The sequence below is a fragment of the Pantoea sp. 18069 genome (assembly GCF_902706035.1).
Classification (GTDB): domain Bacteria; phylum Pseudomonadota; class Gammaproteobacteria; order Burkholderiales; family Burkholderiaceae_C; genus Comamonas.
The window spans coordinates 180,341-205,593 of the sequence record NZ_CACSJA010000002.1; the positions used below are offsets into that span (position 1 = coordinate 180,341).

Here is a 25,253-nt window from a genome sequence, read left to right on the forward strand (position 1 = left end):
CCCGCCCCGTCGGACCTTCAACAATCCCGCTAGACATCGATAGACGACGCCGAACCCGCCACCTTGCGCAGCTCGAACTTCTGGATCTTGCCGGTGCTGGTCTTGGGCAGCTCGCCAAACACCACGGCGCGCGGCAGCTTGAAGCCCGCGAGGTACTTGCGGCAATGCGCGACGATTTCTTCGGGCGTGGCGGTGGAGCCGGCCTTGAGCTCGATGAAGGCGCAGGGCGTCTCGCCCCACTTCGCATCGGGCTTGGCGACCACGGCCGCGGCAAGCACGTCGGGGTGGCGGTAGAGCACGTCCTCGACTTCGATAGACGAGATGTTCTCGCCGCCCGAAATGATGATGTCCTTGCTGCGGTCCTTGATCTTGATGTAGCCGTCGGGGTACTGCACGGCCAGGTCGCCGCTGTGGAACCAGCCGCCCGCGAAGGCCTCGAGCGTCGCCTGGGGGTTCTTGAGGTAGCCCTTCATCGCGATATTGCCCTTGAACATGATTTCGCCCATGGTCTCGCCGTCCTGGGGCACGGGCTGCAGGGTCTCGGGGTCGAGCACGCGCACATCGCCCTGCAGGTGAAAGCGCACGCCCTGGCGCGCGTTCAGCCGCGCGCGCTCGCCGATGTCGAGCCGGCCCCAGTCGCCATGCTGGGCGCACACAGCCGCCGGGCCATAGGTCTCGGTCAGGCCATAGACATGGGTCAGGTCGAAGCCCATGCGCTCCATGCCTTCGATCATCGACGCCGGTGGCGCGGCGCCGGCAACCATGGCCTTGACGCCCGTGGGCAGGCCGTCCTTCATCGCAGCAGGCGCATTGACCAGCATGCCGTGCACGATGGGCGCGCCGCAGTAGTGCGTCACGCCGTGGTCGCATATCGCATCGAAGATCGCCTGCGGGTCGACACGCCGCAGGCACACGTTGACGGCCGCGCGCAGCGCCAGCGTCCAGGGAAAGCACCAGCCGTTGCAATGGAACATCGGCAGCGTCCAGAGATAGACCGCATGCTTGGGCATGTCCCATTCGAGCACATTGCTGATCGCATTCGTCGCCGCGCCGCGGTGGTGGTAGACCACGCCCTTGGGGTTGCCCGTGGTGCCGCTGGTGTAGTTCAGCGCAATCGCATCCCATTCGTCGGCCGGCAGCGTCCAGGCGAAATGCGCGTCGCCGCTGGCGAGAAAATCCTCATAGTCGATGCCGCCCAGCGGCTGGCTGCCCGCGCCGTACAGCGCGTCCTGCACTTCGACGACCAGCAGCTCCCCGGTCGACTGGCGCAGCGTCAGCGCCTTGGCCAGCAGGCCCGCGAACTCGGGGTCGACGATCACCGCGCGGGCTTCGCCATGGTCGAGCATGAAGGCAATCGCTTCGGGGTCGAGCCGGGTGTTGAGCGCATTGAGCACCGCGCCCGCCATGGGCACGCCGAAATGCGCTTCGACCATGGGCGGCGTATTGGGCAGCAGCACGGCCACGGTGTCGTTCTTGCCTATGCCGTTGCGCTGCAAAGCGCTTGCCAGCTGGCGGCAGCGCGCATAGGTCTGGCCCCAGGTCTGGCGCAGCGCGCCGTGCACGATGGCCAGGCGCTCGGGGTAGACCTCGGCCGTGCGCGCGATGAAGGCCAGCGGCGTGAGCGGCGCGGTATTCGCGCCATTGCGGGGAAGATCGCTATCGAAAATGGAAGCCACGGCAGAAATCCTTGCAGACAACAGGGGGTGAAAGCGCAACGCGCAGACGCGCGACTCGCAGCACTCTACCCGGCCCGGGCGCGAAGCGGTAGGTGGAAAACCGCAGAGGCGGCAGCGTCCGACAACGCCGCCGCCGCCCGCGTGTAAACCCGATGGAACCACCAGGTTCTGTTGAGACCGCGGCGCGGGCCGCCGACCATAGCCGCTCAGCCCCATAACGACAGGAGACAAGATGAAACCCAACCGACGCTGGACAAGCTTGACGATAGGTGCGCTCGCGGCCATGGCCCTGGTGCAGACCGTGGCCGCGCAGAACACCCGCCCGCTGACCATCGTCGTCGGCGCGACGCCCGGTGGCTCCACGGACACCCTGGCGCGCGTGATCGCTCAATCGATGGGCAGCACGCTGGGCCGCACGGTCATCGTCGAGAACAAGCCCGGCGCGGGCGGCAACATCGCCGCGCAGCAGGTCGCCAAGAGCGACCCCAGCGGCAACACGCTGCTGATGAGCTTCACCAGCCACACCATCAACGCCACGCTGTTCAAGAAGCTGCCGTTCGATCCCGTCGCGGATTTCACGCCCATCACCATGGTCGCCCAGGTGCCCAGCGTGCTCGTCGCGCGCAAGAATGCGCCGTTCAACGACATTCCGGGGCTGATCGACTATGCGAAGAAGAATCCGGGCAAGCTGACGTTCGCGATCGGCGGACAGGGCTCGTCGCTGCATCTGGCGGCCGAACAGTTCAAGCTGGCCACGCAGACCGAGATCGTCAATATCCCCTACAAGGGCACGGGCCCGGCGCTCACCGACCTGCTGTCGGCAAGCACCGTCGACCTGATGTTCGCCAGCACCATCAATGTTCTGCCGCATTACAAGAGCGCAACGCTCAAGTTCCTCGGCGTGAGCAGCCCCAAGCCGCTGGCGCAGTTCGAAGGCCTGCCGGCGATCGCCCAGGCCGTGCCGGGCTACCACTCGCAGGCCTGGTTCGGCCTGTTCGGACCGGCCCATATGCCCAAGGACGTGGTCGACAAGCTCTACGGCGCCGTGAAAGTGGCGATCGCCTCGCCCGATTTCCGCAAGCGCATGGACAGCGAAGCCGCGACCGTGCCGACGATGACGCCCGCGCAGTTCGCCGAGTTCATCAGGAAGGATGTGGACTTCTGGGGCGACATCGTGAAGAAGTCGGGAGCCACGGTCGAATGATGCCGCAGACCCTTGCCCAGAAACTCGTCGCCCGGGCCTGCGGCCGGGCGCAGGTCGCGCCCGAGGAACTCGTGACCTGCGGCGTCGACCTGGCCATGATGCATGACTCGGGGGGCCCGCGCCGAATCAAGCCCCACCTCGACGCGCTGGGCGCCAGGGTCTGGGACCCGGCCAGGATCGTCGTCGTCACCGACCACTACGTGCCCGCGGCCGACGCCGACAGCGCGCAGATCGTGCGCATCGCGCGCGACTGGGTGCGCGAGCAGGGCATACAGAACTTCTACGACGAGCAGGGCATCTGCCATGTGGTCACGCCCCAGCACGGCCATATCCGCCCCGGCATGTTTGCCGTCGGCGGCGACAGCCATTCGTGCACCGGCGGCGCGTTCGGCGCCTATATGTTCGGCATTGGCGCGACCGAGATGCTGGGCGTGGTCGTCACCGGCGAGATCTGGCTGCGCGTGCCCCACACCATCGCCATGGAATGGAGCGGCCGGCTGGCGCCAGGGGTCTGCGCCAAGGACATGATGCTGCACATGTGCACGCGCTTCGGCATGGACGGCGGCCAGTACGAGGCCGTCGAATACTGCGGCGAGGCGGTGCGCGCGCTGTCGATGAACGAGCGCATGACGCTTTGCAACATGACCGCCGAACTCGGTGGCCAGGCCGGCCTGATCGCGCCCGATGCGACCACGCGCGACTGGCTTGTGGCCTGCGGCGTTGCGGACCGGGACCTGCAGGATTTCACGCACTGGCAGACCGACGCCCAGGCGCCGCTGCTGGCCCACCACCGCATGTCGGCCGGCAGCCTCGCGCCCCTGGTCTCGGCGCCGGGCTCGCCCGCGCTGGCCGCAGCCGCGCAGGACTGCGGCGACGAGAAAGTCGACATCGCCTATATCGGCGCCTGCACCGGCGCAAAAATAGAAGACCTGCGCATGGCCGCCGCTGTGCTCCAGGGCCGGCGCATCGCGCGGGGCGTGGACCTGATGGTCGCGCCCGCAAGCGCCAGGGACCGGCAGGCCGCGCAGGCCGACGGCACGCTGCAGATTCTTCTGGACGCCGGCGCGCGCCTGCTGCCCAGCAGCTGCGGCGCCTGCGCGGGCTACGGCGCCAATACGTTTGCCGAAGACACCACGGCCATCAGCACCACGGCGCGCAATTTCAAGGGCCGCATGGGCGCGGCGTCGTCGCGCGTCTACCTCGGCTCGCCCTACACGGTCGCGGCGTCCGCCGTCGCAGGCCGCATCACCGACCCGCGGGAGATGCTCGCATGAACGCACTGGACAACGCCCCGGGCACCTGCTGGGTGTTTGGCGACGACATCAACACCGACTTTCTCGCGCCGGGCAAGTACATGAAGTTCGGCATTGAAACCATTGCCCGGCACTGCCTCGAAGATATCGCCCCGGCGTTCGCCGCCAGCGTGCGGCCCGGCGATATCGTGATTGGCGGCAAGAACTTCGGCACGGGCTCGTCGCGCGAACAGGCCGTCGAAGTGCTGCGCCACCTGGGCGTGCGCTGCGTGATCGCGCAGTCGTTTGCCGGGCTGTTCTACCGCAACGGTTTCAACCTCGGCCTGCCGCTGCTGATCGGCCCGAAATCCGCGGCGTCGCCCGCCTGGGGCATTGCCGACCAGGCACAGGCGCAGCTCGATCTCGCGCAGGCCACGCTGAAAGTGCCACGACAAGGGCCGCAGCAGGCGCTGGAGCTGCGCTGCAGCCCCATTCCCGAGCATCTGCTGACCCTGGTCAACGACGGCGGCCTGGTGCCGCATCTGCGCAAACGCCTGGCCAGCCGGCCCCATCCCACTCCCGAGGAAACCGCATGAACTTCAAGCAACGCCTGCAGCAGCCCCAGATCGTCGTCGCCCCGGGCGTCTATGACCCATTCACCGCCCTGCTGGTCGAGCAGGCCGGCATGGAGGCCTGCTATCTGTCGGGCGCGAGCATCGCCTATACGCGCTTCGGCCGCCCCGACATCGGCTTTCTGAGCCTCGACGATGTGGTCAGCGTCACGGCGCATATCCGCGAACGCGTGAACCTGCCGCTGATCGTCGACGCCGACACGGGCTTTGGCAATGCGCTCAATGTGCGGCGCACGGTCCAGCACCTCGAGCGCGCGGGCGCATCGGCGATACAGCTCGAAGACCAGGCCAGCCCCAAGCGCTGCGGCCACCTGCAGGGCAAGTCGGTGATCAGCACGCAGGAGATGTGCGGCAAGATCCGCGCCGCCGTCGACGCGCGGCGCAACCAGGACACCGTGGTCATCGCGCGCACCGACGCCATCGCCAGCGAAGGCCTGGACGCGGCCGTGGAGCGCGCCGCGCGCTACGCCGAGGCCGGCGCCGACCTGCTGTTCGTCGAAGCCGTGCGCACCCGGGAGCAGATGGCTGTCGTCAAGCGCGAACTGGGCCACCTGTGCCCGCTGATGGCCAATATGGTCGAAGGCGGCATAACGCCGATCACGCCCGCCGATGAACTCCAGGCCCTGGGCTTCAGCCTGGTGATCTTCCCCGGCGGCACGGTGCGCGCGCTGGCGCACACGCTGCAAGCCTACTTCGCGAGCCTGCGCAGCCATGGCACGACCGCGCCCTGGCAGGGCCGGATGCTGGGCTTCGACGGCCTCAACGCCCTCATCGGCACGCCCGAACTGCTGGCCCTGGGCGAAACCTACGCCTGAGGCGCGGCGCGCCTGCCGGGGCATGCGCATAATTTGTCACTTGCCAGCCTTCTGGCGACCCGACTGATTGCCATGCCCCGCACTGCCCCGCCCCCTCTTTTTCGCCAGGTCGCGGAAGCCATCCGGCAAAGGCTGCAAGACGGCACCTACCCCGTGGGCATTCCGCTGCCCGGCGAACGCGCGCTGGCCGAGTCCTTTGGCGTGGCCCGGGTCACCGTGCGCTCGGCGCTGGCGCGGCTGCAGGAAGAAGGCCTGGTGACGCGGCTGCGCGGCCAGGGCACGCTGCCCATAGGCCAGGCCATGGCCACCCGGCACCCCAAGCTGCACAACGGCCTGCTCGACAACATCGTGAGCCTGGGCCTGCGCTCGCGCATCCAGGTGCTGTCGAGCCGGCGCCAGCCCTGCGACGCCGATATCGCGCGGCTGCTGCAACTGCCGCCCGCCGCGAACGTGCTCAGCATCCGGCGCGTGCGCAAGACCGGCGGCGCGCCCGTGATGTATTCCGAAGTGGTGCTGCCCGACTTCGTCGGCGCGGCGATAGAGCAGCACCTGCTGGAAGACGTGCCGCTGCTGACGCTGATGGAAAAGGCCGGCTTCCCATTCGACCACGGCGAGCAGGAGCTGAGCGCCACAATAGCGCCCGCGCATGTGGCGCTGGCGCTGAAGATCCCCGCGGGCTCGCCGCTGCTGCAGGTCAGGCGCGTGGTCTACGACGCGCGCAAGCGCCCCATCCAGTACCTGCTGGGCTATTACGCGCCCGAGCGCTACCAGTACCGCATGCAGGTCTCGCGCAGCGGCAGCGCGAGCAAGGTCTGGATTTCCGAAGGCAGCGGCGCCCCGGGCGGCTGAAGCCGCCAGGCGCGCAGCGACCTTCACCCAGCGCTGTTTTCGCCAATCTTTTTATACTCATGGGCTTTGCCTGAGACCGGCCGTGTCGCGCGGACGCCGGACGATCAGGCCCAGGGACCCTGCGCCTTTGCGTCCTCTTTTGGCCCCCACCTCCGCGCCCCGCCCCGCCCGACCGCCTCACATGCCCACTGAACCGACCGCGCCGCTGCGCATCCTCTCCGTCATTCCGCCGATGACGCAGCTCAACACGCCCTACCCGTCGACGGCCTACCTCACGGGCTTTCTGCGTTCGCGCGGCATTTCGGCCGTGCAGGAAGACCTGGCACTGGCGCTGGTGCTGCGCCTGCTGTCGCCGGCCGGCCTGCAGCAGGTCATCGACCTGGTCGAGGCCCAGCACGCGGAAAATCCCGAGCGGCCGTTCAGCCCGGCCGTGCAGTCCTTCATGGGCCAGCGCGACCGCTATCTGGCCACCATCGCGCGCGTGATCACCTTCCTGCAAGGCCGCGACAGCACCTTGTCGCACCGCATCGTGAGCCGCCAGTACCTGCCCGAAGGCCCGCGCTTCGACGCGCTCGAAGGCTATATCGATGACGGCAGCGGCGACCCGTTGGGCTGGGCCTTCGGCGCGCTGGGCCAGCACGACCGCGCCAAGCACCTGGCGACGCTCTACCTCAACGATGTCGCCGACGTGCTGCGCGACGCGGCCGACGCGCGCTTTGAATTCGTGCGCTACGCCGAGTCGCTGGCCGGCAGCCAGGCGAGCTTCGAGCCGCTGGCGCAGGCACTGGCCGCGCCGATGACGCTGGTCGACGAGGCCCTGCACCAGCTCACGCTGGAGATGCTCGAACGCCACCGGCCCGGCGTGGTGCTGCTGTCCGTGCCGTTTCCGGGCTCGGTCTACGCGGCGTTTCGCATCGCCCAGACCATCAAGGCGCATGCACCAGGTACCCGCCTGGTGCTCGGCGGCGGCTTTGTCAACACCGAGCTGCGCGAACTCACCGAGCCGCGCGTGTTCGACTACTTCGACTTCGTCACGCTGGACGCGGGCGAGCGCCCGCTGCTGGCGCTGCTCGAGCACCTGCAGGGCCAGCGCGGCGCCTCGCGCCTGGTGCGCACCTACCTGCGCGACGCGCAAGGCGTGGTGCGCTACACCAACATGATGGAGGCCGACGTGGCGTTTGCCGAAGTCGGCACGCCCACCTGGGACGGCCTGCCACTGCACCACTACCTGTCGCTGCTCGACATGCTCAACCCCATGCACCGCCTGTGGAGCGACGGCCGCTGGAACAAGCTGACAATCGCCCACGGCTGCTACTGGAAGAAATGCAGCTTCTGCGACGTGAGCCTCGACTACATAGGCCGCTACGAAGGCGCGAGCGCTGCCGTGCTCGCCGACCGCATTGAAGCCATCGTCGCCGAGACCGGCCAGACGGGCTTTCATTTCGTCGACGAAGCCGCGCCGCCCAAGGCGCTCAAGACACTGGCCCAGGAGCTGCTCGATCGCGGCAGCGACATCAGCTGGTGGGGCAATATCCGCTTCGAGAAGACGTTCAGCCCCGAGTTGTGCAACCTGCTGGCCGACAGCGGCTGCATCGCGGTCTCGGGCGGGCTCGAAGTCGCGTCCGACCGGCTGCTGGCGCTGATGAAGAAAGGCGTCTCGGTCGAGCAGGTGGCGCGCGTGACCAAGGCGTTTTCCGAAGCCGGCATCCTGGTCCACGCCTACCTGATGTACGGCTTTCCGACGCAGACCGTGCAGGACACCGTCGACGCGCTCGAATACGTGCGCCAGCTGTTCGAGAACGGCTGCATACAGAGCGGGTTCTTTCACCGCTTCAGTTGCACCGTGCACTCACCCGTGGGCCTCAACCCCGAGGAATACGGCATCACGCTCACGCCCATGCCGCCCGTGCAGTTCGCCAAGAACGACATAGGCTTTCACGACCCCAGCGGCGTGGACCACGACGCGCTGGGCGCGGTGCTCAAGAAAGCCATCTACAACTACATGCACGGCATAGGTGTCGAAGAGGACGTGCGCACCTGGTTCCCGTTCAAGGTGCCCAGGACCACCGTGGCGCGCAACAAGATAGAAAAGGCGCTGCGCTTCAAGGGGTAGGCGCGGCCGGCTAAGGCGTGGCCGGCCGAGGCGCGGCGTCCGCCGCCGGGGCCGACTGCCACGCCGATGACAGGAATGGATCCATCCACTGCAGGCGCCAGGCCAGCACGCCCATGGACAGCGCCAGCACCAGGGCCCCTGCGACCCAGGCACCGGAGTGCGAATCCGCATAAGGGTCCTGCAGCAGACGCGACGCCTGCACCGGCACCTTGGCGGTCTGCGACAGCGAGCGCCCCAGCCGCAGGCTGATGTTCATGCGCCCGTTGATCGCCCAGCCGCTGGCGTCGAGAATCGGCCCCAGGCTGCGCTGGCGCAGCTTGAGCCAGGCAATCAGCATGCTCGGCCCGGAAATCGCCACGATCATTCCCAGCAGCGCGATCGGAATCCAGGGGCCGAGCTCGATGAACTTGCCGAAGATGCCCACGGCCACCGCGCTCAGGCTGCCCAGCGCGACACCGATCGCCGCGACGGTGCCGACATCGGTCTTGCGCGCCGCCGGGGCCGTGGCCGCGGTCACCGCCGCGGCCGGGGTGCTGGCCAGCGACTGGGCCTGGGCCGACAGCCCGGCCGTGACGCTCTCGTCCTTGGCCGCCGCGCGCTTGGCCACCTGTTCCTCGATCATGCGCAGGAACTTCTTGTAGGGCGCGGCAAACGCCTGGCCTATGCTGGTCGGGTTCTCGATGATCTTGCTGATGGTCGCGTCCCAGTCATTGCCTTCGCGGTCGTAGAACAGGCCATTGCGCCCGACCAGCAGGAAATCCACGTCGCCGGCCGTGAAGGCCGCGGCGATGCTGCGCTTTTCGCCGTTGCGCCGGCAGTCGCAATAGGCCAGATAGACCTTGGCCAGCCCCGCGAGCTGGGCATGGGCCGCGGCATCGGCGACATCGACGGTGAGCTCGCAGCTGCGGCCGTCGAGGTACAGCGTGCCGGCCTGGAAAGCCGCGCCCTGGCGGCGGTAGAAGTCGGCGAACGAGACAAAGTTGTTGAGCAGCTTGAGCAGGTCGCGCTGAAAACGGATCAGCTTCTCGAGCCGCAGCGCGTGCACGCTGTGCGCGCTTTCCAGCTCGTCGTGCGCGATCAGCTGCTGCAGCCGCTGCTCCGTGCCGTCCTCGAGCAGCGCCTGCACTTCGGCCAGCGGCATCTCGCCGAGCGCGGTCTCAGGGTGGCTCGCAAGCCATGCCTGGCAGGGAGCGAGCTGGGTCTGCACCCCCTCCCACTGCGCGGCGGTGAGGATGAGCGTGTGCGGCCCCAGCAGCGGCACGACCACATGGCGGCGAAATTCCTGCATGGCTTCGCGCCAGGCCGGGTTGAGGCCATGCGTGAGCGGCAGGTCGCCGCCCGCGACGATGGGCGCCAGGGGCAGCGCAGCAATCGACGCACTGGCGCTGCTCAGCAGGTCCTGGCCCAGCAGCGCGTAGCCTTCGACGCTGGGGCTCAGCGGCACCAGCGCCGTGGCGTCGAACGCGGCCAGGCGCGTGCGCGCGAAGAAATCCTCGATCTTCGCCTGCACGGCGTTCAGGGCCTGGGCCGCGGCCACGGCCTGCTCGCGCTGCGGCAGCACGCAGGCGTGCTCCATCGCCTGGTCGTTCCAGGCCTGCAGGGCGCGCAGGTCGGCAAAGAAGGCGTCGAGCGCCGCGCGCCCCATGCCCGGCTCGCCATCGCTGCCCTGGTCGCTGCTGTAGCGCTCCATGATGCGGCCCACCAGGTCGGCGAGTTCGGGAGCGTCCGGCAGCGTCTTGGGGTTGATCAGGCCGTCGCCATTGAACGGCATGGCATGCAGCGCGGCCAGCCGCTGCTGCACGTCGGCGAGCGCGAGCTCGGGCGCACCCGCACGCCCGGCCCAGCGCAGTATGCGCTCGGCTTCGGCGCGCAGCGCGACGCCGTCCTCGGTATCGGTGCGCAGGCTCGCGAGCTGCAGCACATCGCTGCCACTGGTCAGCACATCCGGGTCGTTGACCTGGGCGACCGCCCATTCGCAGGCCTGCACCAGCTCGGGCGCACGGATGCGGCCGTCCTTGTCATGGTCGATCAGGTCCAGCGTCGCGCTGTCGAACTCGATGCCGCGCGTCGGGCAGGCCAGCGCCACCCACAGCGTCTGGTCGAGCTCGCCAATGCGAGCGATATCTTCTCCGGTACGGATGGCCACCTGGTCCACCCCTCCGGCACGGAAAAACTGCCATGCGTGCTTTTGCATCCAACTTCCTGCTTGCGGGCGCTGCCCGTTTCATCCCCGGCCCGATTCCAGGCCAACGCCGGCCGCACCCGCGGCCTTCTGTGCGTGGAGTGTAAAAGTCCTACAAATAATCGATGGCTTGCCAGGAAATTGACCACTCCAGTGAACCTTGCGCCCCACTGCAACCGGGGCTCGCCCGGGCATCTCCCAGAACCCTGGGTTTCCCCTAGGTTTGCTTTGCAATTTAAATACCAGAATCAGCACAATATTTACAGACGATGCACGCCATGCCGCCCGAGACACATGCAGGACCCCGCGCTCCCCAGGAAAAGCGCTACCTCCAGCTTGCCGGTCTGTTTCGCAACAAGATCGTCACCGGGCAGTGGGCCGTAGGCAGCTCGATTCCCACCGTGGAGCAGCTCGAAGCGCTGCACAGCGCCTCGCGCACCACCGTGCGCATGGCATTGGGCAACCTGGTCAGCGAAGGGCTGCTCAGGACGCGCAAGCGTGGCGGCACCCAGGTCATGGCCGCGCCCCTGCGCCCCCCGTCGTTTCTGCTGCCTTCGACCTGGAAGGACCTGGTGGTGTTTCACAGCAACACCGGTTACCGCCTGCTGGCCAGCGAAGCCGACTGCCGGCCCGTGATTCCCGCGGGCCTGAGCAGCGTACAGGGCGAGCTGGCCCCGGCCTACCAGCGCCTGCTGGGCCTGCACTGCTGCGGCGACCAGCCGTTTTGCCTGAGCCAGATGTACATAGAGCAAAGCCTTTACGACCGGATCGCGCCGCAATTGCCGCAGCTGACCGTGGTCGAGGCGCTCACGCGCGGCCCGCGTCCGCTCACGGCGGCCCGCCAGCGCCTGAGCGTCGCGCCCGCCGATGAACTGATCCAGACCCACCTGGGCGTGCCGCTGGGCACGCCGCTGCTGCAGACGCTGCGCTGGGCCGAAGACCGCAAGGGCCAGATCGTGCACTGGGCCCAACTGCGCTTTCTCAGCGAGTACGCGCACATCGAAATGGATTTGCTGGGCTAGGGGTGCGCGCGCGCCCTGGTTACGGTCTGTGACGTCGATTGCCACAGGTTTAGGCTAAGGTGCTGGCAACGTATCACTCTGTCAGGAATTTCCATGCCACTGCGCACTGCTTCCCTTTCCGTTTGCGCCATCGCGCTGGCCCTTCTTGCGGGCTGCAGCAGCATGGGCACCCCCTGGAGCAGCAGCGGCGCCACCACCGCGCCCGCACCGGCGCCCAGGCAGATCTGCAACGCCCAGCCCGCGCAAGGCTTCGTAGGCCGCACCAACACTTCGCAGAACCTCGAACAGGCACGCCAGCGCGCGGGCGCGGCCATGGCGCGCGTGCTGCATCCGGGCCAGGTGACAACGCGTGAATTCAATGCCGAGCGCCTGAATCTGGAAGTCGATGCCACGGGCCGCATTCTGGCGGTGCGCTGCGGGTGATATTTCCCTGACTTGAGGGCAGGCTGTTCGCGCCGAGTCATGGCCCCTCAATCCGCCAAAAACAGCTCCTGCAAATCGCTGAGGAAATCAAACCCCAGCTCGGTAGGCGTCACCCGCCCGGCTGCGCGCGTGATCAGCCCCTTGCGCTCGGCGGTGTCCAGCCCCTTGGCAATGGCGCTCAACGGCAGGCCCGTGCGCTCCATGTACTGCTGCAGCGTGAAGCCCTCGCGCAGGCGCAGCGCGTTGAGCATGTACTCGAACGGCAGCTCGGCGCGGCGCACTTCGTTGTCCTGGGCCAGCGCATGGCCGGCGAGCGCCTGGTCCATGTAGCGCGCGGGATCGCGAAACCGCACCTGGCGCACCACGCGGTGGGCGAAGCTCAGCTTGCTGTGCGCGCCCGCGCCTATGCCCAGGTAGTCGCCGAACTGCCAGTAGTTGGTGTTGTGGAAGCACGCGTGGCCCGGCTGGGCATAGGCCGAAATCTCGTAGCGCTGCATGCCGGTGCGCGCCGTCGTTTCGCTGATGCGGTCGAGCATCGCATAGGCCGTGTCGTCCTCGGGAATGGCCGGCGGGAACTTGGCGAAATAGGTATTGGGCTCGATGGTCAGGTGGTAGATCGAGATATGCGGCGGCTTGAACGACAGCGCTGTCTGCAAATCGCGATCGAGGTCCTCGAGCGTCTGGCCGGGCAAGGCATACATGATGTCGAGGTTGAAGGTCTCGAAGGCCTCGGCCGCCTCGGCCACGGCCGCGCGCGCCTGGTCGCCGTCGTGCACGCGCCCGAGCGCACGCAGGAAACGGTCGTCAAAGCTTTGCACGCCTATCGACAGCCGCGTCACGCCGGCCGCGCGGTAGGCGCGAAAGCGGTCCTTCTCGAACGTTCCGGGGTTGGCCTCTAGCGTGATTTCGCAGTCGGGCTCCATGCGCACGCGCGCGCGCACGGCCGCGATCAGCCGGTCTATGGCCGCGGGCGAAAACAGGCTGGGCGTTCCCCCGCCCATGAAGATGCTGTGCACCGTGCGGCCCCAGACCAGCGGCAGCGCCGCCTCGAGATCGGCAATCAGCGCGTCGACATAGCGCGCCTCGGGCAGGCCGGTCTGCGCGTCGCCCTTGCGCCATTCGTGCGAGTTGAAATCGCAGTACGGGCACTTCTTGAGGCACCAGGGCAGGTGGATATACAGCGACAGCGGCGGCAGGCTGCCCAGCTGCAGCGTGCCCGGGCGCATGTAGTGCTGTATGTCGCGCTGCACCGCGGGCCCGCTGTCTGCGCCAGGCCCCGAGGCCACGGGTTCGATCGGAATCATCATCACATCCAGCGTTCGCGCACCAGTGCCAGCATCTGCTTCGTTGCCTGGCCGCGGTGGCTGTGCGCATGCTTGAGCGCGGGGTCCATCTCGGCAAAGGTCAGGCCGAGTTCGGGCAGCAGCAGCACCGGGTCGAAGCCGAAGCCGTTGGCGCCGCGCGGCGCGGGTGCGATCAGCGCCTGGACCCGGCCCACGGCGATCAGCGGCTCGGGGTCGCGCGCGCTGCGCACGCCGACCAGCGTGCTGACCATGGCCGCGCGGCGGTTGTCCACCCCCTGCAGCTGCTCGAGCAGCGCGCGCACATTGTTGGCGTCGCTTTTCTCGTAGCCGAACTGGGTGCAGTAGTAGGCGGTATCGACGCCCGGCAGACCGCCGAAGTGATCGATGCACATGCCGGCATCGTCGGCGATCGCGGGCAGGCCCGTGCGCTCGGCCGCAAAGCGCGCCTTGCTCAGCGCGTTCTCGACAAAAGTGCAATGCGGCTCGGGCGCCTCGCCTTCGAACAGGTCACCCTGGCAGACGAGTTCCACGCCCAGCGGGGCGAACATGGCTTGCAGCTCGACGAGCTTGCCGCGGTTGTTGGAGGCTAGGACAATTTTCATGGATCCAATGGCAGGGCCGCGCCGGGCGCGCCTGCGATGACAAAAAAGTTTTCAGCGCCGGGGCTCGCCGGGGTGGCGAATGGCGGCGTTGATTTCGGCGATCGAGCGCTCGATGGCGGCATCGCTGAGCTCGTCTTCGGGCGCTTGCAGCGCTTCGGGCGGCAGCGTCGACGCGAGCACATCGTCGTGCGGCGCTGCGGTCGAAATGCGCTGCAGCGGACTTTGCGGGCCGGGCATTTCCCATTCCAGCGCGATCGCGGTGACATTGTCGCTGCTGCTGCCCGCACGCTGCAGCGCCGCGTACACCAGCCGTGGCACGCACAGGGATACTGGATCGCGCGCCAGGCCCGCGAGCAGCTCGGCATCGCTGACCGGGTCCCACAGTCCATCGGAGCACAGCAGCAGGCGGTCGCCACGCGCGAGCCGGCTCGGCCCGGCCTGGTCATAGAGCGGCGGCGTCGGCGAGCCCAGGCAGGTGAACAGCAGGTTGCGGCTGACGCTGGCCTGCGGCGGGACTGAACGCTCGGCTCTCGCGCGATAGGAATGGTCGCGCGTGCGCGCCAGCAGCGCGCCGCCGCGCAGCAGATACAGGCGCGAATCGCCGCAGTGAATCCAGTGCACCTGGCCCTGCTGCAACAGCGCCGCGACCAGCGTGGTGCGCGGTGCGTCGGCCATGCGGCGCTCGTGCGCATAGCGCAGGATATGGTGATGGGCCTGCAGCAAGGCCTCGGCCAGAAAGGCCGGCACATCGGCGAGCTGCGGCGTGGCACGCGCCTCGAACAGCGCAAAGAACTGCTGCAGCGCGATCTGCGCCGCGACTTCGCCTTGGGCATGCCCGCCCATGCCGTCGGCCACCACCAGCAGGCAGGCTTCACGCGTGTAGCAGTAGCCCATGCGGTCTTCGTTCTTCGCACGCCCGCCGCGGCGGCTGAGCTGGAACACCGAGAACTTCATGGCGCCGGCGGCGTGCCGCGCGCGCCGCTGATCTTCTGCACGCTCTTGCGGGTGTCGCTGACCAGCGCGCCGATCTGCAGGCGCATTTTCTCGGCCATGCTGAGCCGGGTATGGCGGCGCTCGGCTTCGCGGTTGAGTTCCTTTTGCAGCGTGAACACCGACTGCGGCCGCGACAGCGGATCGGGCGCCATGCACCATTCCACGACCTCGATCAGCTTGTCGGAGTAGACCCCGCGCAGCTTGGACAGGGCCTGGCCCAGCCGGTCCTTTTCGAGCCGCTGCGGCGCCGCCGGCGGCGGCACGCCCTGCATGCAGGCATAGATGCAGGCGCCTATCGCATAGATGTCGGTCCACGGCCCCATGGTCTCGCCGCGGCGGTACATCTCGGGAGCCGCGAAGCCGGGCGTATACATCGGCCGGATGAAGCTGCCTTCCTTGGACAGCACTTCGCGCGCCGCGCCGAAATCGAGCAGCACGGCGCGGTCGTCGTCGGTGATGAAAATGTTCGCCGGCTTGATGTCAAGGTGCAGCATCTTGTGCTGGTGCACGATGCGCAGGCCGCGCAGCACCTCGTCGAACAGCGAGCGTATCGATGATTCGCGCAGCACCTTGTCGGTCTTGACGCCACGCGCCGTGAGAATGAATTCCTGCAGGTTCGCGCCTTCGAGGTAATTCATGACCATGTAGACGGTCTCGTTCTCGCGAAAGAAATTGAGCACGCTGACCACCGACGGATGCGACAGCTGGGCCAGCGATCGCCCTTCCTCGAAAAAACTCTTGAGGCCCAGCCGGTAGAGCGACAGCTTCTCGGGCACGACCCGCGGCAGGCGCTCGCCCGGGTCGCGCAAGGCCAGCGACGCGGGCAGGTATTCCTTGATCGCCACCTGCTGGCCCGCGGCGTCGAGCGCCAGGTAGACCACGCCGAATCCTCCGGCAGACAAGCGCCGCACAATGCGGTATCCCCCTATCACGCTATCGGCAGGAAGGGGGGCAGGCTTGATCTTGGAAGACATTTTTTACGGGTAAACCTCGTGAATGGGGCGGAACCCGGATAATCAGCGGATTGCAAGCAACCATCAAAAGTCCAATGTCAGTTTACAGCATGACCGGATACGCCAGCGCCCAGCACGGCGCGTCTGCCGAGGGTGCTGAAGCGCCTGCGGGCAACCGGCGACTCGGTCTCGAGATCCGTTCGGTCAACAGCCGCTTCCTCGACCTGTCGTTCCGTCTGCCCGACGAATTGCGCATGCACGAGCCGGCCCTGCGCACCCTGCTGACCGCGCGCCTCAAGCGCGGCAAGGTCGAAGTGCGCGCCGCGATCGAATCCGAAGACAGTGGCAGCGTCCCCCAGCCTTCGCCCCAGTTGCTGCAGCGCCTGGTCTCGGCGCAGGACACCATCCAGGCCTGGCTGCCCAACGCGCGGCCCTTGAGCGTGTCCGACGCGCTGCGCCTGTGCGGCGCGGGCGACGGCGACCGCGGCCAGGACTGGAGCAGCGTGCTGCCCGCGCTGGCCACCCAGGCGCTCGAAGCGCTGGTGCAGGCGCGTGCGCGCGAAGGCAAGCGCCTGGCCGACATGCTGCACGACAGGCTGCAGCAGTTGCGCGCGCTCGCGCTGACCGCCACCCCGCTGATTCCGCAGCTCGTCGAGCAGCAACGCCAGCGCTTTGTCGAGCGCTGGAAAGACGCGATGGCGCTGGCCGAAGGCTCGGTCGCGCCCGAGGCCGCGCAGGACCGCGCGCTGACCGAAGCCACGGCGTTTGCGATCCGCATCGACGTGGCCGAGGAAATCACGCGCATGGACTCGCACCTCGATGAAATCGAGCGCCTGCTGAAAAAAGGCGGCGAAATCGGCAAGCGCCTGGATTTCCTGATCCAGGAGCTGCACCGCGAAGCCAACACCCTGGGCTCGAAGTCCGCCGCGCTCGAGCTCACCCGCATCAGTGTCGACATGAAGGTCCTGATCGAGCAGATGCGCGAGCAGGTGCAAAACATCGAATAAACCACCATTTCACAGGGCGCGCAAGCGCCCTTTTTGCAAGACGCCGCCAACCCGGCGCACCGATCCGCTTATGCAACATCCCGGAAATCTCTTTGTCGTCGCCGCCCCCAGTGGGGCCGGCAAGTCCAGCCTGGTCAAGGCCTTGCGCGAGCTCGACGCCCATGTCTCGCCCTCGGTCTCGCACACCACGCGCGCGCCGCGCGGCCAGGAAAAGCACGGGCGCGAATACTTCTTCGCGTCCGAGCATGAATTCGACGCCATGGTCGCCAACCATGCGTTCCTCGAATGGGCCAATGTCCATGGCAAGCGCTATGGCACGTCCAAGCGCGCGCTCGCCGAGCGCCTGGCCGGCGGCGCCGACGTGCTGCTCGAGATCGACTACCAGGGTGCACTGCAGGTCAAGCAGGCCTTCCCCGAGGCGGTGCTGATCTTCATCCTGCCGCCGAGCTGGGAAGAGCTGCGCGCGCGCCTGGAAAACCGTGGCGAGGACAGCCCCGAAGTGATCGAGCTGCGCCTGAAGAACGCTTGCGAGGAAATGGCCCAGGTGCAAAAGTTCGACTTCGTTATAATCAACGAGTTGTTCGAGACTGCGCTTTTCGATCTGAAAGCGATCATTCACGCCCAGCGACTCAAGTATGCGGCCCAGCGAAGTGCGCGTGCCGATACCTTCGAGTCGCTCAATATCACCTGAATTTCCCTGGAGTATCCTGATGGCACGCATCACCGTTGAAGACTGCCTGGAGCAAATCCCCAACCGCTTCCAACTCGTTCTGGCCGCCACCTACCGCGCCCGCATGCTGAGCCAAGGCCACACGGCCAAGATCGAAAGCAAGAACAAACCGGCGGTCACCGCCCTGCGCGAAATCGCCGCCGGCAAGGTCGGCCTGGAGATGCTCAAGAAGGTTCCGGGCTGACCCCGGACGCTGCCGTCACGGCGAGCCGAAACGGCAACAGAGGCACCGCTTTGCGGTGCTTTTTTTTGTGCAATGCGAAACCCAACAGCGAGCGCGCTACATTAAAGGTATGAAAGCGGTCCAGCCCCAGTCACCTGTCCCAGACGCCACCCTCCCTGTCACTGCCCCGGCACCAGAGAGCCCGGCGAGTGCGGCCGCCGTATCCGCGCAGGCCGCCGCCTCGGCCACTGCCGTTTCCCGGGCCGCATTTTCCGCGCTGCTCGACAACCTCGGCTATCTGGACAGCGCGAGCATCGAACAGGTGCGCCAGGCCTATCTGTTCGCCGACCAGGCCCATACCGGCCAGTGGCGCAGCAGCGGCGACCCGTACATCACCCATCCGATTGCCGTGACGTCGCTGTGCGCTTCCTGGAAGCTTGATGCACCCGCACTGATGGCGGCGCTGATGCACGACGCGATGGAAGACTGCGGCGTCACCAAGGGCGACCTGGCCGCGCGTTTCGGCACGCCCGTGGCCGAACTGGTCGACGGACTGACCAAGCTCGACAAGCTGCAGTTCAATACCCGCGAGGAAAACCAGGCCGAATCGTTTCGCAAGATGCTGCTGGCCATGGCGCGCGACGTGCGCGTCATCCTCATCAAGCTGGCCGACCGCACGCACAACATGCGCACGCTGTCGGACATGCCGCGCAGCAAATGGGGCCGGATTGCGTCCGAGACGCTGGAGATCTACGCGCCCATCGCCCATCGCCTGGGCCTGAACCAGACCTACCGCGAACTGCAGGACCTGTCGTTCCGCCACCTGCATCCGTGGCGCTATTCGACGCTGTCCAAGGCGATTGCCAAGTCACGCACGCGCCGCCGCGACCTGGTGCAGCGCGTGCAGACCGAAGTCGATGCGCAGTTTGCGCGCCAGGGCCTGCAGGCGCGGCTCGCGGGCCGCGAAAGCACGCTGTACTCGCTGTACCTGCGCATGGAGAAGAACCACCAGAGCTTTGCCAAGGTCACGGACATCTACGGCTTTCGCGTCATCGTGCCTTCGGTCACCGAATGCTATACGGCGCTGGGCGTGCTGCACCAGATGTACAAGCCCGTGCCCGGCAAGTTCAAGGACCACATCGCGATTCCGAAGAACAACGGCTACCAGTCGCTGCACACCACGCTGGTCGGCCCTTCGGGCGTGAGCATCGAGTTCCAGATGCGCACCGAGGAAATGCACATCGTCGCCGAAGCCGGCGTCGCCGCGCACTGGCTCTACCAGGCGCAGCAGCGCCCCGGCGACAGCGAGCAGATGAGCACCCAGTGGCTGCAGTCGCTGCTCGACATCCAGAACGAGACGCGCGATGCGACCGAGTTCTGGGACCACGTCAAGGTCGACCTGTTCCCCGACGCGGTCTATGTGTTCACGCCCAAGAGCGAAATCATGGCCATGCCGCGCGGCGCGACCGTGGTCGACTTCGCCTACGCGATCCACAGCAAGATCGGCAACCATGCGACGGCCGCGCGCATCAACAACGAGGACGTGCCGCTGCGCACCGAGCTCAAGAGCGGCGACGTGATCGAAATCATCACCGCCGAGAACGCGCGCCCCAATCCAGCCTGGCTGGGCTTCGTGAAAACCGCGCGCGCGCGCTCCAAGATCCGCCACCACCTCAAGACTTCGGCCCAGAGCGAGTCCGCGAGCCTGGGAGAAAAGCTGCTGTCGCAGGCATTGCGCGCCGAAGGCATCGAACACCTGCCGCCGCAGGATGAGGCGAACCAGGCGCTCTGGGACCGGCTGCTGCAGGACACGGGCAACCGCAGCCGCAGCGAACTGCTGACCGACATCGGCATGGGCCGGCGCATCGCCAGCCTGGTCGCGGCGCGCATCATGGTGCTGCTGGGCGACCATGGCCAGCGGCCCAACGCCGTGCTGCTGAGCCAGGAACGCTACAGCGCCAAGGACAAGATTTCCCAGGGTACGGTGAGCCTCGACGGCAGCACCAACGCCTCGATCCGCTTCGCGCATTGCTGCCGCCCGGTACCCGGCGACCCGGTTCTGGGCTACCTGGGCCGCGGCGAAGGCCTGATGGTGCACCATGCGCATTGCGCAATCGTCAAGCGCCTCTACGAGAAGGACCCGGACCGCTTCATCTCCGTCGAATGGGCCGAAGGCCTGACCCAGGTGTTCGAAAGCGGCATCCTGGTCACCGTGCGCAACGGCAAGGGCGTGCTGGCGCGCGTGGCCTCCGAACTCACAGATGCCGAAGTCGACATCCAGCACCTCGAAATGGTCGATGAAGCGCCCATGGGCACGACCGACCTGCGCTTCGTGGTCTCGGTCAGGAACCAGCAGCAGGTAGAAGCCGCGCTGCGCAACCTGCGCCGCGCCCCGGTGGTCATCAAGGCGATGCGCATCATGCCGTCGGTGGACTGACACCCCCTGAGCGGCTGGCGCCGCTTCCCCCTCTCTCGCTGCGCGGGAGGGGGGCGGCAGCCTCGCTGCGCGGCGGCGTCCTGAGCTCCGTCGAAGGGCTCGCTGCCCCCTTGCTGGGGCACGCCAGTTTCATGCTTTGTAGTTATCGATGACGCGCAAGCAAGCTATGCCCGTGCTTCGGGGTAACGTACTTCCAGCACCTCCAGCAGCCGCACGCCGCCCGGCGTCTGCAGCGCGACTTCGTCGCCCACGCGCGCCTTGAGCAGTGCGCGCGCGACCGGCGAGATCCAGCTGACTTCGCCCTGGGCGCTGTTCGCTTCGTCTATGCCCATGATGGTCACGCTGCGCTGCATGCCGTCGTTCTCGACATAGGTCACGGTCGCGCCAAAGAAAATCTGTTCGCTGCCCGCGTGCACGGCAGGGTCGACGACTTCGGCGATTTCCAGGCGCTTGGTCAGAAAGCGGATGCGCCGGTCGATCTCGCGCAGGCGCTTCTTGCCGTAGAGATAGTCGCCGTTTTCCGAACGGTCGCCATTGCTCGCCGCCCAATGGACGATATCGACGATCTGCGGACGCTCGGTATCGATCAGCGCGAACAGCTCGTCGCGCAGGCGCTGGTATCCCTGGGGAGTGATGTAGTTCTTGCTGCCGGCCGGAATGGGCGCCAGCGCGCCCGGATCGTCCTCGTCATCCCCGGCGTCGGATTCTTTGGTGAAAGCCTTGCTCATGCACCGATCTTCACACCAAAGTGGACCGCACAAACGAAAAAGCCCCAGAACCTTTCAGTTCTGGGGCTTGTCGTTTGGTGCGGCTGGCAGGAATCGAACCCACGACCCCTTGGTTCGTAGCCAAGTACTCTATCCAGCTGAGCTACAGCCGCTAAGCATTCGATTATAGACCAAAAATTTGCGCCGCAGAAGAAACCCCGGAATTCTTTGACCGACATCGCTGGCTCCCGCCGTAGGGCAAGCACAGAGGAACTTCGCCTACATTCGGTCAATAGTCAAAATAACAATAATTGTTTTATTTAATAGTAAACCACTATGAACAAACGATTGTTTACCGACCTGCTTCTGGTCACCGTACTGATGGGAGCTGCACTGTGCATTGCCCGGGGCATTCTCCAGTCTTCCATTGCATCCTTCTTCGGCGCCTGGGGGCTGCTGCTCAGTGCCATTCTGATCTGGCTGGAGTCGAGGCGTTCGCGGCGTGAGGCTCCATCGGCCATCGAAGACACCGCACGGCCTCGCACTGCAGACTTCCAATGAGAACGATCAGCCCCGGGACCTGCAGTCCCGGGGCGCGGCGCGACCGGCACAACCCAGGCTTTCCGGCGGCAAAGGCTCTTTTCCCATGGACGACAGATAGCCAAAATACAAGCAACCCAAAATCCAATAGACGAATGCCATGATGAAACATTTGCTTGCCAAGCTTGTTCTGGCTGCCACTTCGATGGGCGCCGCGCTGTGCATCATCAAAGGCGTTGTCACGCCTTGCATCGCATTCCTGCTCGGCGCCTGGGCACTGGTGTTCGGCGGCCTTGTGGTCTTGAATGAACTGCGACGCGAGCGCCAGCAACTCCATCGGGCATCGATGCGACCAAATTGCAATGTATTCCGCCCAATCGATGGCGTATTGCCGCAGGCAATGCCCCGAGGCCTGTCCCGGCGCTGACCCGCAAATGCATGCCCGCATGCGTTGCACCAGACGGCCGTCATGCTGCATGTGCGCGGGACAAACGAAAAAGCCCCAGAACATTGCTGTTCTGGGGCTTGTCGTTTGGTGCGGCTGGCAGGAATCGAACCCACGACCCCTTGGTTCGTAGCCAAGTACTCTATCCAGCTGAGCTACAGCCGCTTTGGCGGAAAGCAGTGAAACCACCACTGACCTGGAAGCCTTTTTGCATCGATCACCGATAAGGTTCTCGTGCTCAGGAATCCGACAGCGTGAATCATAACAGTGAAATTTGACCGGCAAATCAAGTCGGCCATTATTTGACGCTGTCCGGGACTGCGCTCACAGAACCTTCTTGCCGCGCAATTCCTGCAGGGCAGCGGCATCGAGCCCCAGGTATGCGTGCAGCACCTCGTCGGTATGCTGGCCCAGGGCCGGCGGTGCGTGGCGCAGCGTGACCGGGGTGTCCGACAGCCGCAGCGGGCTGGCCGTGGTGACCACGCGGTTGATGGTCTGCCCCGCGGGTGGCTGGGCGCCGGGATAGCGCTCCTGCTCCACCCGCAGGCCGCGTGCCACCACCTGCGGGTCCTCGAAAGCCTGGCCTATGTGGTTGATCGGTCCGCAGGGCACGGCCTTGTCCTCCAGCAGCGCCACCCAGGCCGCCGTGGTGCGGCTGCGGGTGAGTTCGGCCATCATGGGCACCAGCACTTCGCGGTGGATGACGCGCCCGGCATTGGTCGCAAAGCGCTCGTCGCGCGCCCAGTCCACAGCGACCGCCTCGCAAAAGCGTCCGAACTGCCCGTCGTTGCCTATGGCCAGCAGCACGTTGCCGTCCTGCGTGGGAAAGTCCTGATAGGGCACGACGCTGGGGTGGGTGTTGCCCTGGCGACCGGGCACATGACCGGTGTTCAGGTAACCCGTGCCCTGGTTGCCCAGCACGGCCATGGCCACATCCAGCAGCGCCATGTCGATGTGCTGGCCGCGACCGGTGCGGTGGCGGGCCTCGACGGCGCCGAGGATGGCCGTGGTGGCGTACATGCCGGTGAACAGGTCGATCACGGCCACGCCCACGCGCATGGGCCCGCCACCGGGTTCACTGTCGGCGCGGCCGGTGATGCTCATCATGCCGCTCATGGCCTGCACCAGCAGGTCGTAGCCGGCGCGCGGCGCGTACGGGCCGGTCTGGCCAAAGCCGGTGACCGAGCAGTAGATCAGCCGCGGGTTCAGGGCGCTCAGGCTGGCGTAGTCGAGCCCGTAGCGCTTGAGGCCGCCGGTCTTGAAGTTCTCCACCACCACGTCGCTTTGCATGGCCAGCGCACGGATCAGTTGCTGGCCCTCGGGCGTGGCCATGTCCACGGTGACCGAACGCTTGTTGCGGTTGCAGGCGGCAAAGTAGCAGGCGTTCGCCGTGGGCTGGCCCTCGGCGTCGGGAAAGAAGGGCGGCCCCCAGTGGCGCGTGTCATCGCCTTCGCCGGGTTTCTCGATCTTGATGACGTCGGCCCCCATGTCTGCCAGGTTCTGGGTACACCAGGGCCCGGCCAGCACGCGCGAGAGATCGAGCACGCGCAGGTGGCCGAGTGCGCCTGGGCGGGTGTCCATGGAAGGCGCGAGAGAGGTTGCGGCAGTAGGGGCGGAGGTGGGTTCGATGGCGCTCATGGGGGGACTCGGATTTCAGGAGGAAGCCGCATCGGGCTGTGCCCGGCCATCCTATGACGCGCGCCCCGGGCGCGGCTTCACATTTGTGGAAGATGGCATTCGCAACCATGCATGACACGGCCGCCTCGCAGGTCGAGAAAGGCCGGAAGATAGCGGATGACAGGTCCTAGAATGCCTGCCATGACTATGCACTTTGATCTTGTGGATCTGCGCCTGATGGTGCACATCGCCGACGCCAACAGCATGACACGCGGCGCGGAGTTTTCCTTCATTTCTCTGCCAGCGGCCAGCACGCGCATCAAGAACCTCGAGGAAAGCATAGGCACCAAGCTGCTGTACCGCACCAGCCAGGGCGTCACGCTGACGCCGCCGGGCCAGGCCTTCGTGGCCCATGCGCGCATGGTGCAAAGCCAGATCGAACATCTGCGCGGCGACATGCAGGAATATGTGCAAGGCATCAAGGGCCATGTGCGGGTGTTTGCCAACACCACCTCGCTGGGCGAGTTCCTGCCTCCCGTGCTGCGCCATTACCTGCGCCGCAACCCGGACGTGAACATCGACCTGCGCGAACGCCCATCGCACGACATCGTGCGCGCCGTCACCGAAGGGCAGACCGACATCGGCATCGTCGCCGGCCTGGTGCGCACCGAGAACCTGGAGACCCTCCCCTACCGCCGCGACCGGCTGGTGCTGGTCGTGCCGCGGGGCCATCCGCTGGACGGCCAGATGCAGATCGACTTCGCCGACACGCTGGATCTGGACTACGTCGGCCTGCAGGAATCCACCGCCATCCATGCTTTTTTGCGCCAGGCCAGCGACCAGTTGCACCGCCCCATCAAGCAGCGCATCCAGGTCAGCAATTTCGAGACCGCCTGCCGCATGATCGAGTCCGGCGTGGGTGTGGGCGTGCTGCCCGAATCGGCGGCCAGCCGCCATGCGCAGGCCATGGCCATCGCCCTCGTGCCGCTGTCGGATGCCTGGTCGGTGCGCGAGATGAAGATCTGCGTGCGCAGCCTGGAGGCCCTGCCCTCGTTTGCGCAGGAACTGGTGGAGCTGCTGGTCGCCGACGCCCAGGGCCAGTTGAAGTTCGATTGAGGGGGCGACGGACGCGATAGCGGGCGCCTTGCCGCAAATAGCCCTTCGACTTCGCTCTCAAGAAACAGCTTTTTTTCCAAATAAATCAATGGCTTAGCAATGGTCCGATTTATGCAAACAGCGATCGCAAAGTCATGATTTTTTTCCAAAACGAATAGCTAATGGCCGTTCGCCCTGAGCTTCCCTAGGCGGGCCCGTCGAAGGGTGTCTCCACCCTAGGCCAGTGCGCCAGTTCATCCTTCGACAGGCTCAGGACGAACGGGATTTTGAGGCCGTGCTTTAACTTGAGCACGCTGTTTCTTGTCAACGCATTGCGAGGCTTGGCCTCGCTTACCTTGCTCAGGGCGAACGGGGAAAAACCGTTCGTGGTGAGCCTCGCTCGGCGCGCCCGTCGCACCATGAACGGCCTGTCCTCATGCCACGCTGTTTCTTGATAACGCCTGGCGAGACTCGTCTCGCTTACCCCGCTCAGAGCGAACGGTTGGGGGCCG

22 protein-coding genes, 2 tRNA genes and 1 pseudogene are annotated in these 25,253 nt (G+C 66.4%); 15 read left to right on the plus strand and 10 right to left on the minus strand.

Annotated features, from left to right (window positions below; translation table 11 throughout):
- Nucleotides 1–29 precede the first annotated feature (29 nt).
- The gene (locus GVL12_RS02945; RefSeq protein ID WP_159911154.1) at nt 30–1,676 is read right to left on the minus strand and encodes an acyl-CoA synthetase; all 1,647 of its coding nucleotides are present in this window, start codon (nt 1,674–1,676) and stop codon (nt 30–32) included.
- A gap of 232 nt (nt 1,677–1,908) precedes the next feature.
- Here GVL12_RS02945 and GVL12_RS02950 point away from each other — a divergent pair, with 232 nt between their 5' ends.
- From GVL12_RS02950 to GVL12_RS02975, 6 genes are all read left to right on the plus strand, one after another.
- The gene (locus GVL12_RS02950) at nt 1,909–2,880 is read left to right on the plus strand and encodes a tripartite tricarboxylate transporter substrate binding protein (protein WP_200843453.1); all 972 of its coding nucleotides are present in this window, start codon (nt 1,909–1,911) and stop codon (nt 2,878–2,880) included.
- Nucleotides 2,877–4,154, plus strand: a complete 1,278-nt coding sequence (locus tag GVL12_RS02955) for a 3-isopropylmalate dehydratase large subunit (RefSeq protein ID WP_159911155.1) — start codon at nt 2,877–2,879, stop codon at nt 4,152–4,154. Before GVL12_RS02950 ends, GVL12_RS02955 begins: the two co-directional genes overlap by 4 nt.
- Nucleotides 4,151–4,708 carry a 3-isopropylmalate dehydratase gene (locus GVL12_RS02960; RefSeq protein ID WP_159911156.1) on the plus strand — a complete coding sequence of 186 codons (558 nt, stop codon included), beginning with the start codon at nt 4,151–4,153 and terminating at the stop codon, nt 4,706–4,708. The genes GVL12_RS02955 and GVL12_RS02960 overlap by 4 nt, the downstream gene beginning before the upstream one ends.
- On the plus strand, nt 4,705–5,559 hold the full coding sequence (locus GVL12_RS02965) for an oxaloacetate decarboxylase (protein ID WP_159911157.1): 855 nt from the start codon (nt 4,705–4,707) through the stop codon (nt 5,557–5,559). The genes GVL12_RS02960 and GVL12_RS02965 overlap by 4 nt, the downstream gene beginning before the upstream one ends.
- A 72-nt stretch (nt 5,560–5,631) precedes the next feature.
- On the plus strand, nt 5,632–6,408 hold the full coding sequence (locus tag GVL12_RS02970; protein WP_159911158.1) for a GntR family transcriptional regulator: 777 nt from the start codon (nt 5,632–5,634) through the stop codon (nt 6,406–6,408).
- A 181-nt stretch (nt 6,409–6,589) separates the two neighbouring features.
- The gene (locus tag GVL12_RS02975) at nt 6,590–8,521 is read left to right on the plus strand and encodes a radical SAM protein (protein ID WP_159911159.1); all 1,932 of its coding nucleotides are present in this window, start codon (nt 6,590–6,592) and stop codon (nt 8,519–8,521) included.
- Between the two features lie 10 nt (nt 8,522–8,531).
- On the opposite strand, the gene GVL12_RS02980 is transcribed toward GVL12_RS02975, so the two are convergent.
- The gene (locus tag GVL12_RS02980; protein ID WP_159911160.1) at nt 8,532–10,715 is read right to left on the minus strand and encodes a hypothetical protein; all 2,184 of its coding nucleotides are present in this window, start codon (nt 10,713–10,715) and stop codon (nt 8,532–8,534) included.
- Between the two features lie 266 nt (nt 10,716–10,981).
- On the opposite strand from GVL12_RS02980, the gene GVL12_RS02985 reads away from it, so the two are divergent.
- Together GVL12_RS02985 and GVL12_RS02990 are read left to right on the plus strand one after the other, a co-directional pair.
- A complete protein-coding gene (locus GVL12_RS02985; RefSeq protein ID WP_159911161.1) occupies nt 10,982–11,725 on the plus strand; it encodes a GntR family transcriptional regulator in 744 nt (247 codons plus the stop codon).
- A gap of 93 nt (nt 11,726–11,818) precedes the next feature.
- On the plus strand, nt 11,819–12,148 hold the full coding sequence (locus GVL12_RS02990; RefSeq protein ID WP_159911162.1) for an I78 family peptidase inhibitor: 330 nt from the start codon (nt 11,819–11,821) through the stop codon (nt 12,146–12,148).
- 47 nt (nt 12,149–12,195) lie between these two features.
- On the opposite strand, the gene hemW is transcribed toward GVL12_RS02990, so the two are convergent.
- The 4 genes from hemW to GVL12_RS03010 form a co-directional block, all read right to left on the minus strand.
- Nucleotides 12,196–13,353: a radical SAM family heme chaperone HemW gene (hemW, locus tag GVL12_RS02995; RefSeq protein ID WP_235033796.1), complete on the minus strand. Its 1,158-nt coding sequence runs from the start codon at nt 13,351–13,353 to the stop codon at nt 12,196–12,198.
- A 101-nt stretch (nt 13,354–13,454) separates the two neighbouring features.
- Nucleotides 13,455–14,054, minus strand: coding sequence for a non-canonical purine NTP pyrophosphatase (locus GVL12_RS03000; protein ID WP_159911164.1), 600 nt, complete (start codon nt 14,052–14,054; stop codon nt 13,455–13,457).
- 51 nt (nt 14,055–14,105) lie between these two features.
- Complete coding sequence (locus GVL12_RS03005) at nt 14,106–15,008, minus strand: PP2C family serine/threonine-protein phosphatase (protein WP_159911165.1); 903 nt, start codon at nt 15,006–15,008, stop codon at nt 14,106–14,108.
- Entirely contained in the window at nt 15,005–16,021 is a 1,017-nt protein-coding gene (locus GVL12_RS03010; RefSeq protein ID WP_159911166.1) for a serine/threonine-protein kinase, read from the minus strand. The genes GVL12_RS03005 and GVL12_RS03010 overlap by 4 nt, the downstream gene beginning before the upstream one ends.
- Nucleotides 16,022–16,110: 89 nt before the next feature.
- Here GVL12_RS03010 and GVL12_RS03015 point away from each other — a divergent pair, with 89 nt between their 5' ends.
- From GVL12_RS03015 to GVL12_RS03030, 4 genes and pseudogenes are all read left to right on the plus strand, one after another.
- On the plus strand, nt 16,111–17,007 hold the full coding sequence (locus tag GVL12_RS03015) for a YicC/YloC family endoribonuclease (protein ID WP_159911333.1): 897 nt from the start codon (nt 16,111–16,113) through the stop codon (nt 17,005–17,007).
- A 70-nt stretch (nt 17,008–17,077) separates the two neighbouring features.
- Nucleotides 17,078–17,698, plus strand: a complete 621-nt coding sequence (gene gmk / locus GVL12_RS03020) for a guanylate kinase (protein ID WP_159911167.1) — start codon at nt 17,078–17,080, stop codon at nt 17,696–17,698.
- A 19-nt stretch (nt 17,699–17,717) separates the two neighbouring features.
- Nucleotides 17,718–17,882 (plus strand): annotated as a pseudogene (gene rpoZ, locus GVL12_RS03025) (DNA-directed RNA polymerase subunit omega); the annotation flags it as partial.
- 148 nt (nt 17,883–18,030) lie between these two features.
- Nucleotides 18,031–20,337, plus strand: coding sequence for a bifunctional (p)ppGpp synthetase/guanosine-3',5'-bis(diphosphate) 3'-pyrophosphohydrolase (locus GVL12_RS03030; protein WP_159911169.1), 2,307 nt, complete (start codon nt 18,031–18,033; stop codon nt 20,335–20,337).
- A gap of 164 nt (nt 20,338–20,501) precedes the next feature.
- On the opposite strand, the gene greB is transcribed toward GVL12_RS03030, so the two are convergent.
- Both greB and GVL12_RS03040 read right to left on the minus strand, forming a co-directional pair.
- Nucleotides 20,502–21,065, minus strand: a complete 564-nt coding sequence (gene greB, locus GVL12_RS03035) for a transcription elongation factor GreB (protein ID WP_159911170.1) — start codon at nt 21,063–21,065, stop codon at nt 20,502–20,504.
- A gap of 75 nt (nt 21,066–21,140) precedes the next feature.
- Nucleotides 21,141–21,217 (minus strand) — tRNA-Arg (locus tag GVL12_RS03040).
- Nucleotides 21,218–21,380: 163 nt separating this feature from the next.
- Here GVL12_RS03040 and GVL12_RS03045 point away from each other — a divergent pair.
- Together GVL12_RS03045 and GVL12_RS03050 are read left to right on the plus strand one after the other, a co-directional pair.
- The gene (locus GVL12_RS03045; RefSeq protein WP_159911171.1) at nt 21,381–21,605 is read left to right on the plus strand and encodes a hypothetical protein; all 225 of its coding nucleotides are present in this window, start codon (nt 21,381–21,383) and stop codon (nt 21,603–21,605) included.
- Between the two features lie 142 nt (nt 21,606–21,747).
- Nucleotides 21,748–22,011 carry a hypothetical protein gene (locus GVL12_RS03050; RefSeq protein WP_235033789.1) on the plus strand — a complete coding sequence of 88 codons (264 nt, stop codon included), beginning with the start codon at nt 21,748–21,750 and terminating at the stop codon, nt 22,009–22,011.
- Between the two features lie 106 nt (nt 22,012–22,117).
- Here the strand turns inward: GVL12_RS03050 and GVL12_RS03055 are convergent.
- A tRNA-Arg gene (locus GVL12_RS03055) sits at nt 22,118–22,194 on the minus strand.
- Between the two features lie 159 nt (nt 22,195–22,353).
- Nucleotides 22,354–23,610 (minus strand): CaiB/BaiF CoA-transferase family protein, encoded by a 1,257-nt coding sequence (locus GVL12_RS03060; protein ID WP_200843456.1) that lies wholly within the window; start codon nt 23,608–23,610, stop codon nt 22,354–22,356.
- A gap of 237 nt (nt 23,611–23,847) precedes the next feature.
- On the opposite strand from GVL12_RS03060, the gene GVL12_RS03065 reads away from it, so the two are divergent.
- Nucleotides 23,848–24,762, plus strand: coding sequence for a LysR substrate-binding domain-containing protein (locus tag GVL12_RS03065; RefSeq protein WP_159911174.1), 915 nt, complete (start codon nt 23,848–23,850; stop codon nt 24,760–24,762).
- Nucleotides 24,763–25,253 lie beyond the last annotated feature (491 nt).

What these genes read in the sequence shown, in the direction of transcription:
- GVL12_RS02950 (WP_200843453.1), top strand. Translation starts at nt 1,909, where the DNA reads ATGAAACCCAACCGACGCTGGACAAGCTTGACGATAGGTGCGCTCGCG.
- GVL12_RS02955 (WP_159911155.1), top strand. Translation starts at nt 2,877, where the DNA reads ATGATGCCGCAGACCCTTGCCCAGAAACTCGTCGCCCGGGCCTGCGGC.
- GVL12_RS02960 (WP_159911156.1), top strand. Translation starts at nt 4,151, where the DNA reads ATGAACGCACTGGACAACGCCCCGGGCACCTGCTGGGTGTTTGGCGAC.
- GVL12_RS02965 (WP_159911157.1), top strand. Translation starts at nt 4,705, where the DNA reads ATGAACTTCAAGCAACGCCTGCAGCAGCCCCAGATCGTCGTCGCCCCG.
- GVL12_RS02970 (WP_159911158.1), top strand. Translation starts at nt 5,632, where the DNA reads ATGCCCCGCACTGCCCCGCCCCCTCTTTTTCGCCAGGTCGCGGAAGCC.
- GVL12_RS02975 (WP_159911159.1), top strand. Translation starts at nt 6,590, where the DNA reads ATGCCCACTGAACCGACCGCGCCGCTGCGCATCCTCTCCGTCATTCCG.
- GVL12_RS02980 (WP_159911160.1), bottom strand. Translation starts at nt 10,715, where the DNA reads ATGCAAAAGCACGCATGGCAGTTTTTCCGTGCCGGAGGGGTGGACCAG.
- GVL12_RS02985 (WP_159911161.1), top strand. Translation starts at nt 10,982, where the DNA reads ATGCCGCCCGAGACACATGCAGGACCCCGCGCTCCCCAGGAAAAGCGC.
- GVL12_RS02990 (WP_159911162.1), top strand. Translation starts at nt 11,819, where the DNA reads ATGCCACTGCGCACTGCTTCCCTTTCCGTTTGCGCCATCGCGCTGGCC.
- GVL12_RS03000 (WP_159911164.1), bottom strand. Translation starts at nt 14,054, where the DNA reads ATGAAAATTGTCCTAGCCTCCAACAACCGCGGCAAGCTCGTCGAGCTG.
- GVL12_RS03005 (WP_159911165.1), bottom strand. Translation starts at nt 15,008, where the DNA reads ATGAAGTTCTCGGTGTTCCAGCTCAGCCGCCGCGGCGGGCGTGCGAAG.
- GVL12_RS03010 (WP_159911166.1), bottom strand. Translation starts at nt 16,021, where the DNA reads ATGTCTTCCAAGATCAAGCCTGCCCCCCTTCCTGCCGATAGCGTGATA.
- GVL12_RS03015 (WP_159911333.1), top strand. Translation starts at nt 16,111, where the DNA reads ATGACCGGATACGCCAGCGCCCAGCACGGCGCGTCTGCCGAGGGTGCT.
- gmk (WP_159911167.1), top strand. Translation starts at nt 17,078, where the DNA reads ATGCAACATCCCGGAAATCTCTTTGTCGTCGCCGCCCCCAGTGGGGCC.
- GVL12_RS03030 (WP_159911169.1), top strand. Translation starts at nt 18,031, where the DNA reads ATGAAAGCGGTCCAGCCCCAGTCACCTGTCCCAGACGCCACCCTCCCT.
- greB (WP_159911170.1), bottom strand. Translation starts at nt 21,065, where the DNA reads ATGAGCAAGGCTTTCACCAAAGAATCCGACGCCGGGGATGACGAGGAC.
- GVL12_RS03045 (WP_159911171.1), top strand. Translation starts at nt 21,381, where the DNA reads ATGAACAAACGATTGTTTACCGACCTGCTTCTGGTCACCGTACTGATG.
- GVL12_RS03050 (WP_235033789.1), top strand. Translation starts at nt 21,748, where the DNA reads ATGAAACATTTGCTTGCCAAGCTTGTTCTGGCTGCCACTTCGATGGGC.
- GVL12_RS03060 (WP_200843456.1), bottom strand. Translation starts at nt 23,610, where the DNA reads ATGGACACCCGCCCAGGCGCACTCGGCCACCTGCGCGTGCTCGATCTC.
- GVL12_RS03065 (WP_159911174.1), top strand. Translation starts at nt 23,848, where the DNA reads ATGACTATGCACTTTGATCTTGTGGATCTGCGCCTGATGGTGCACATC.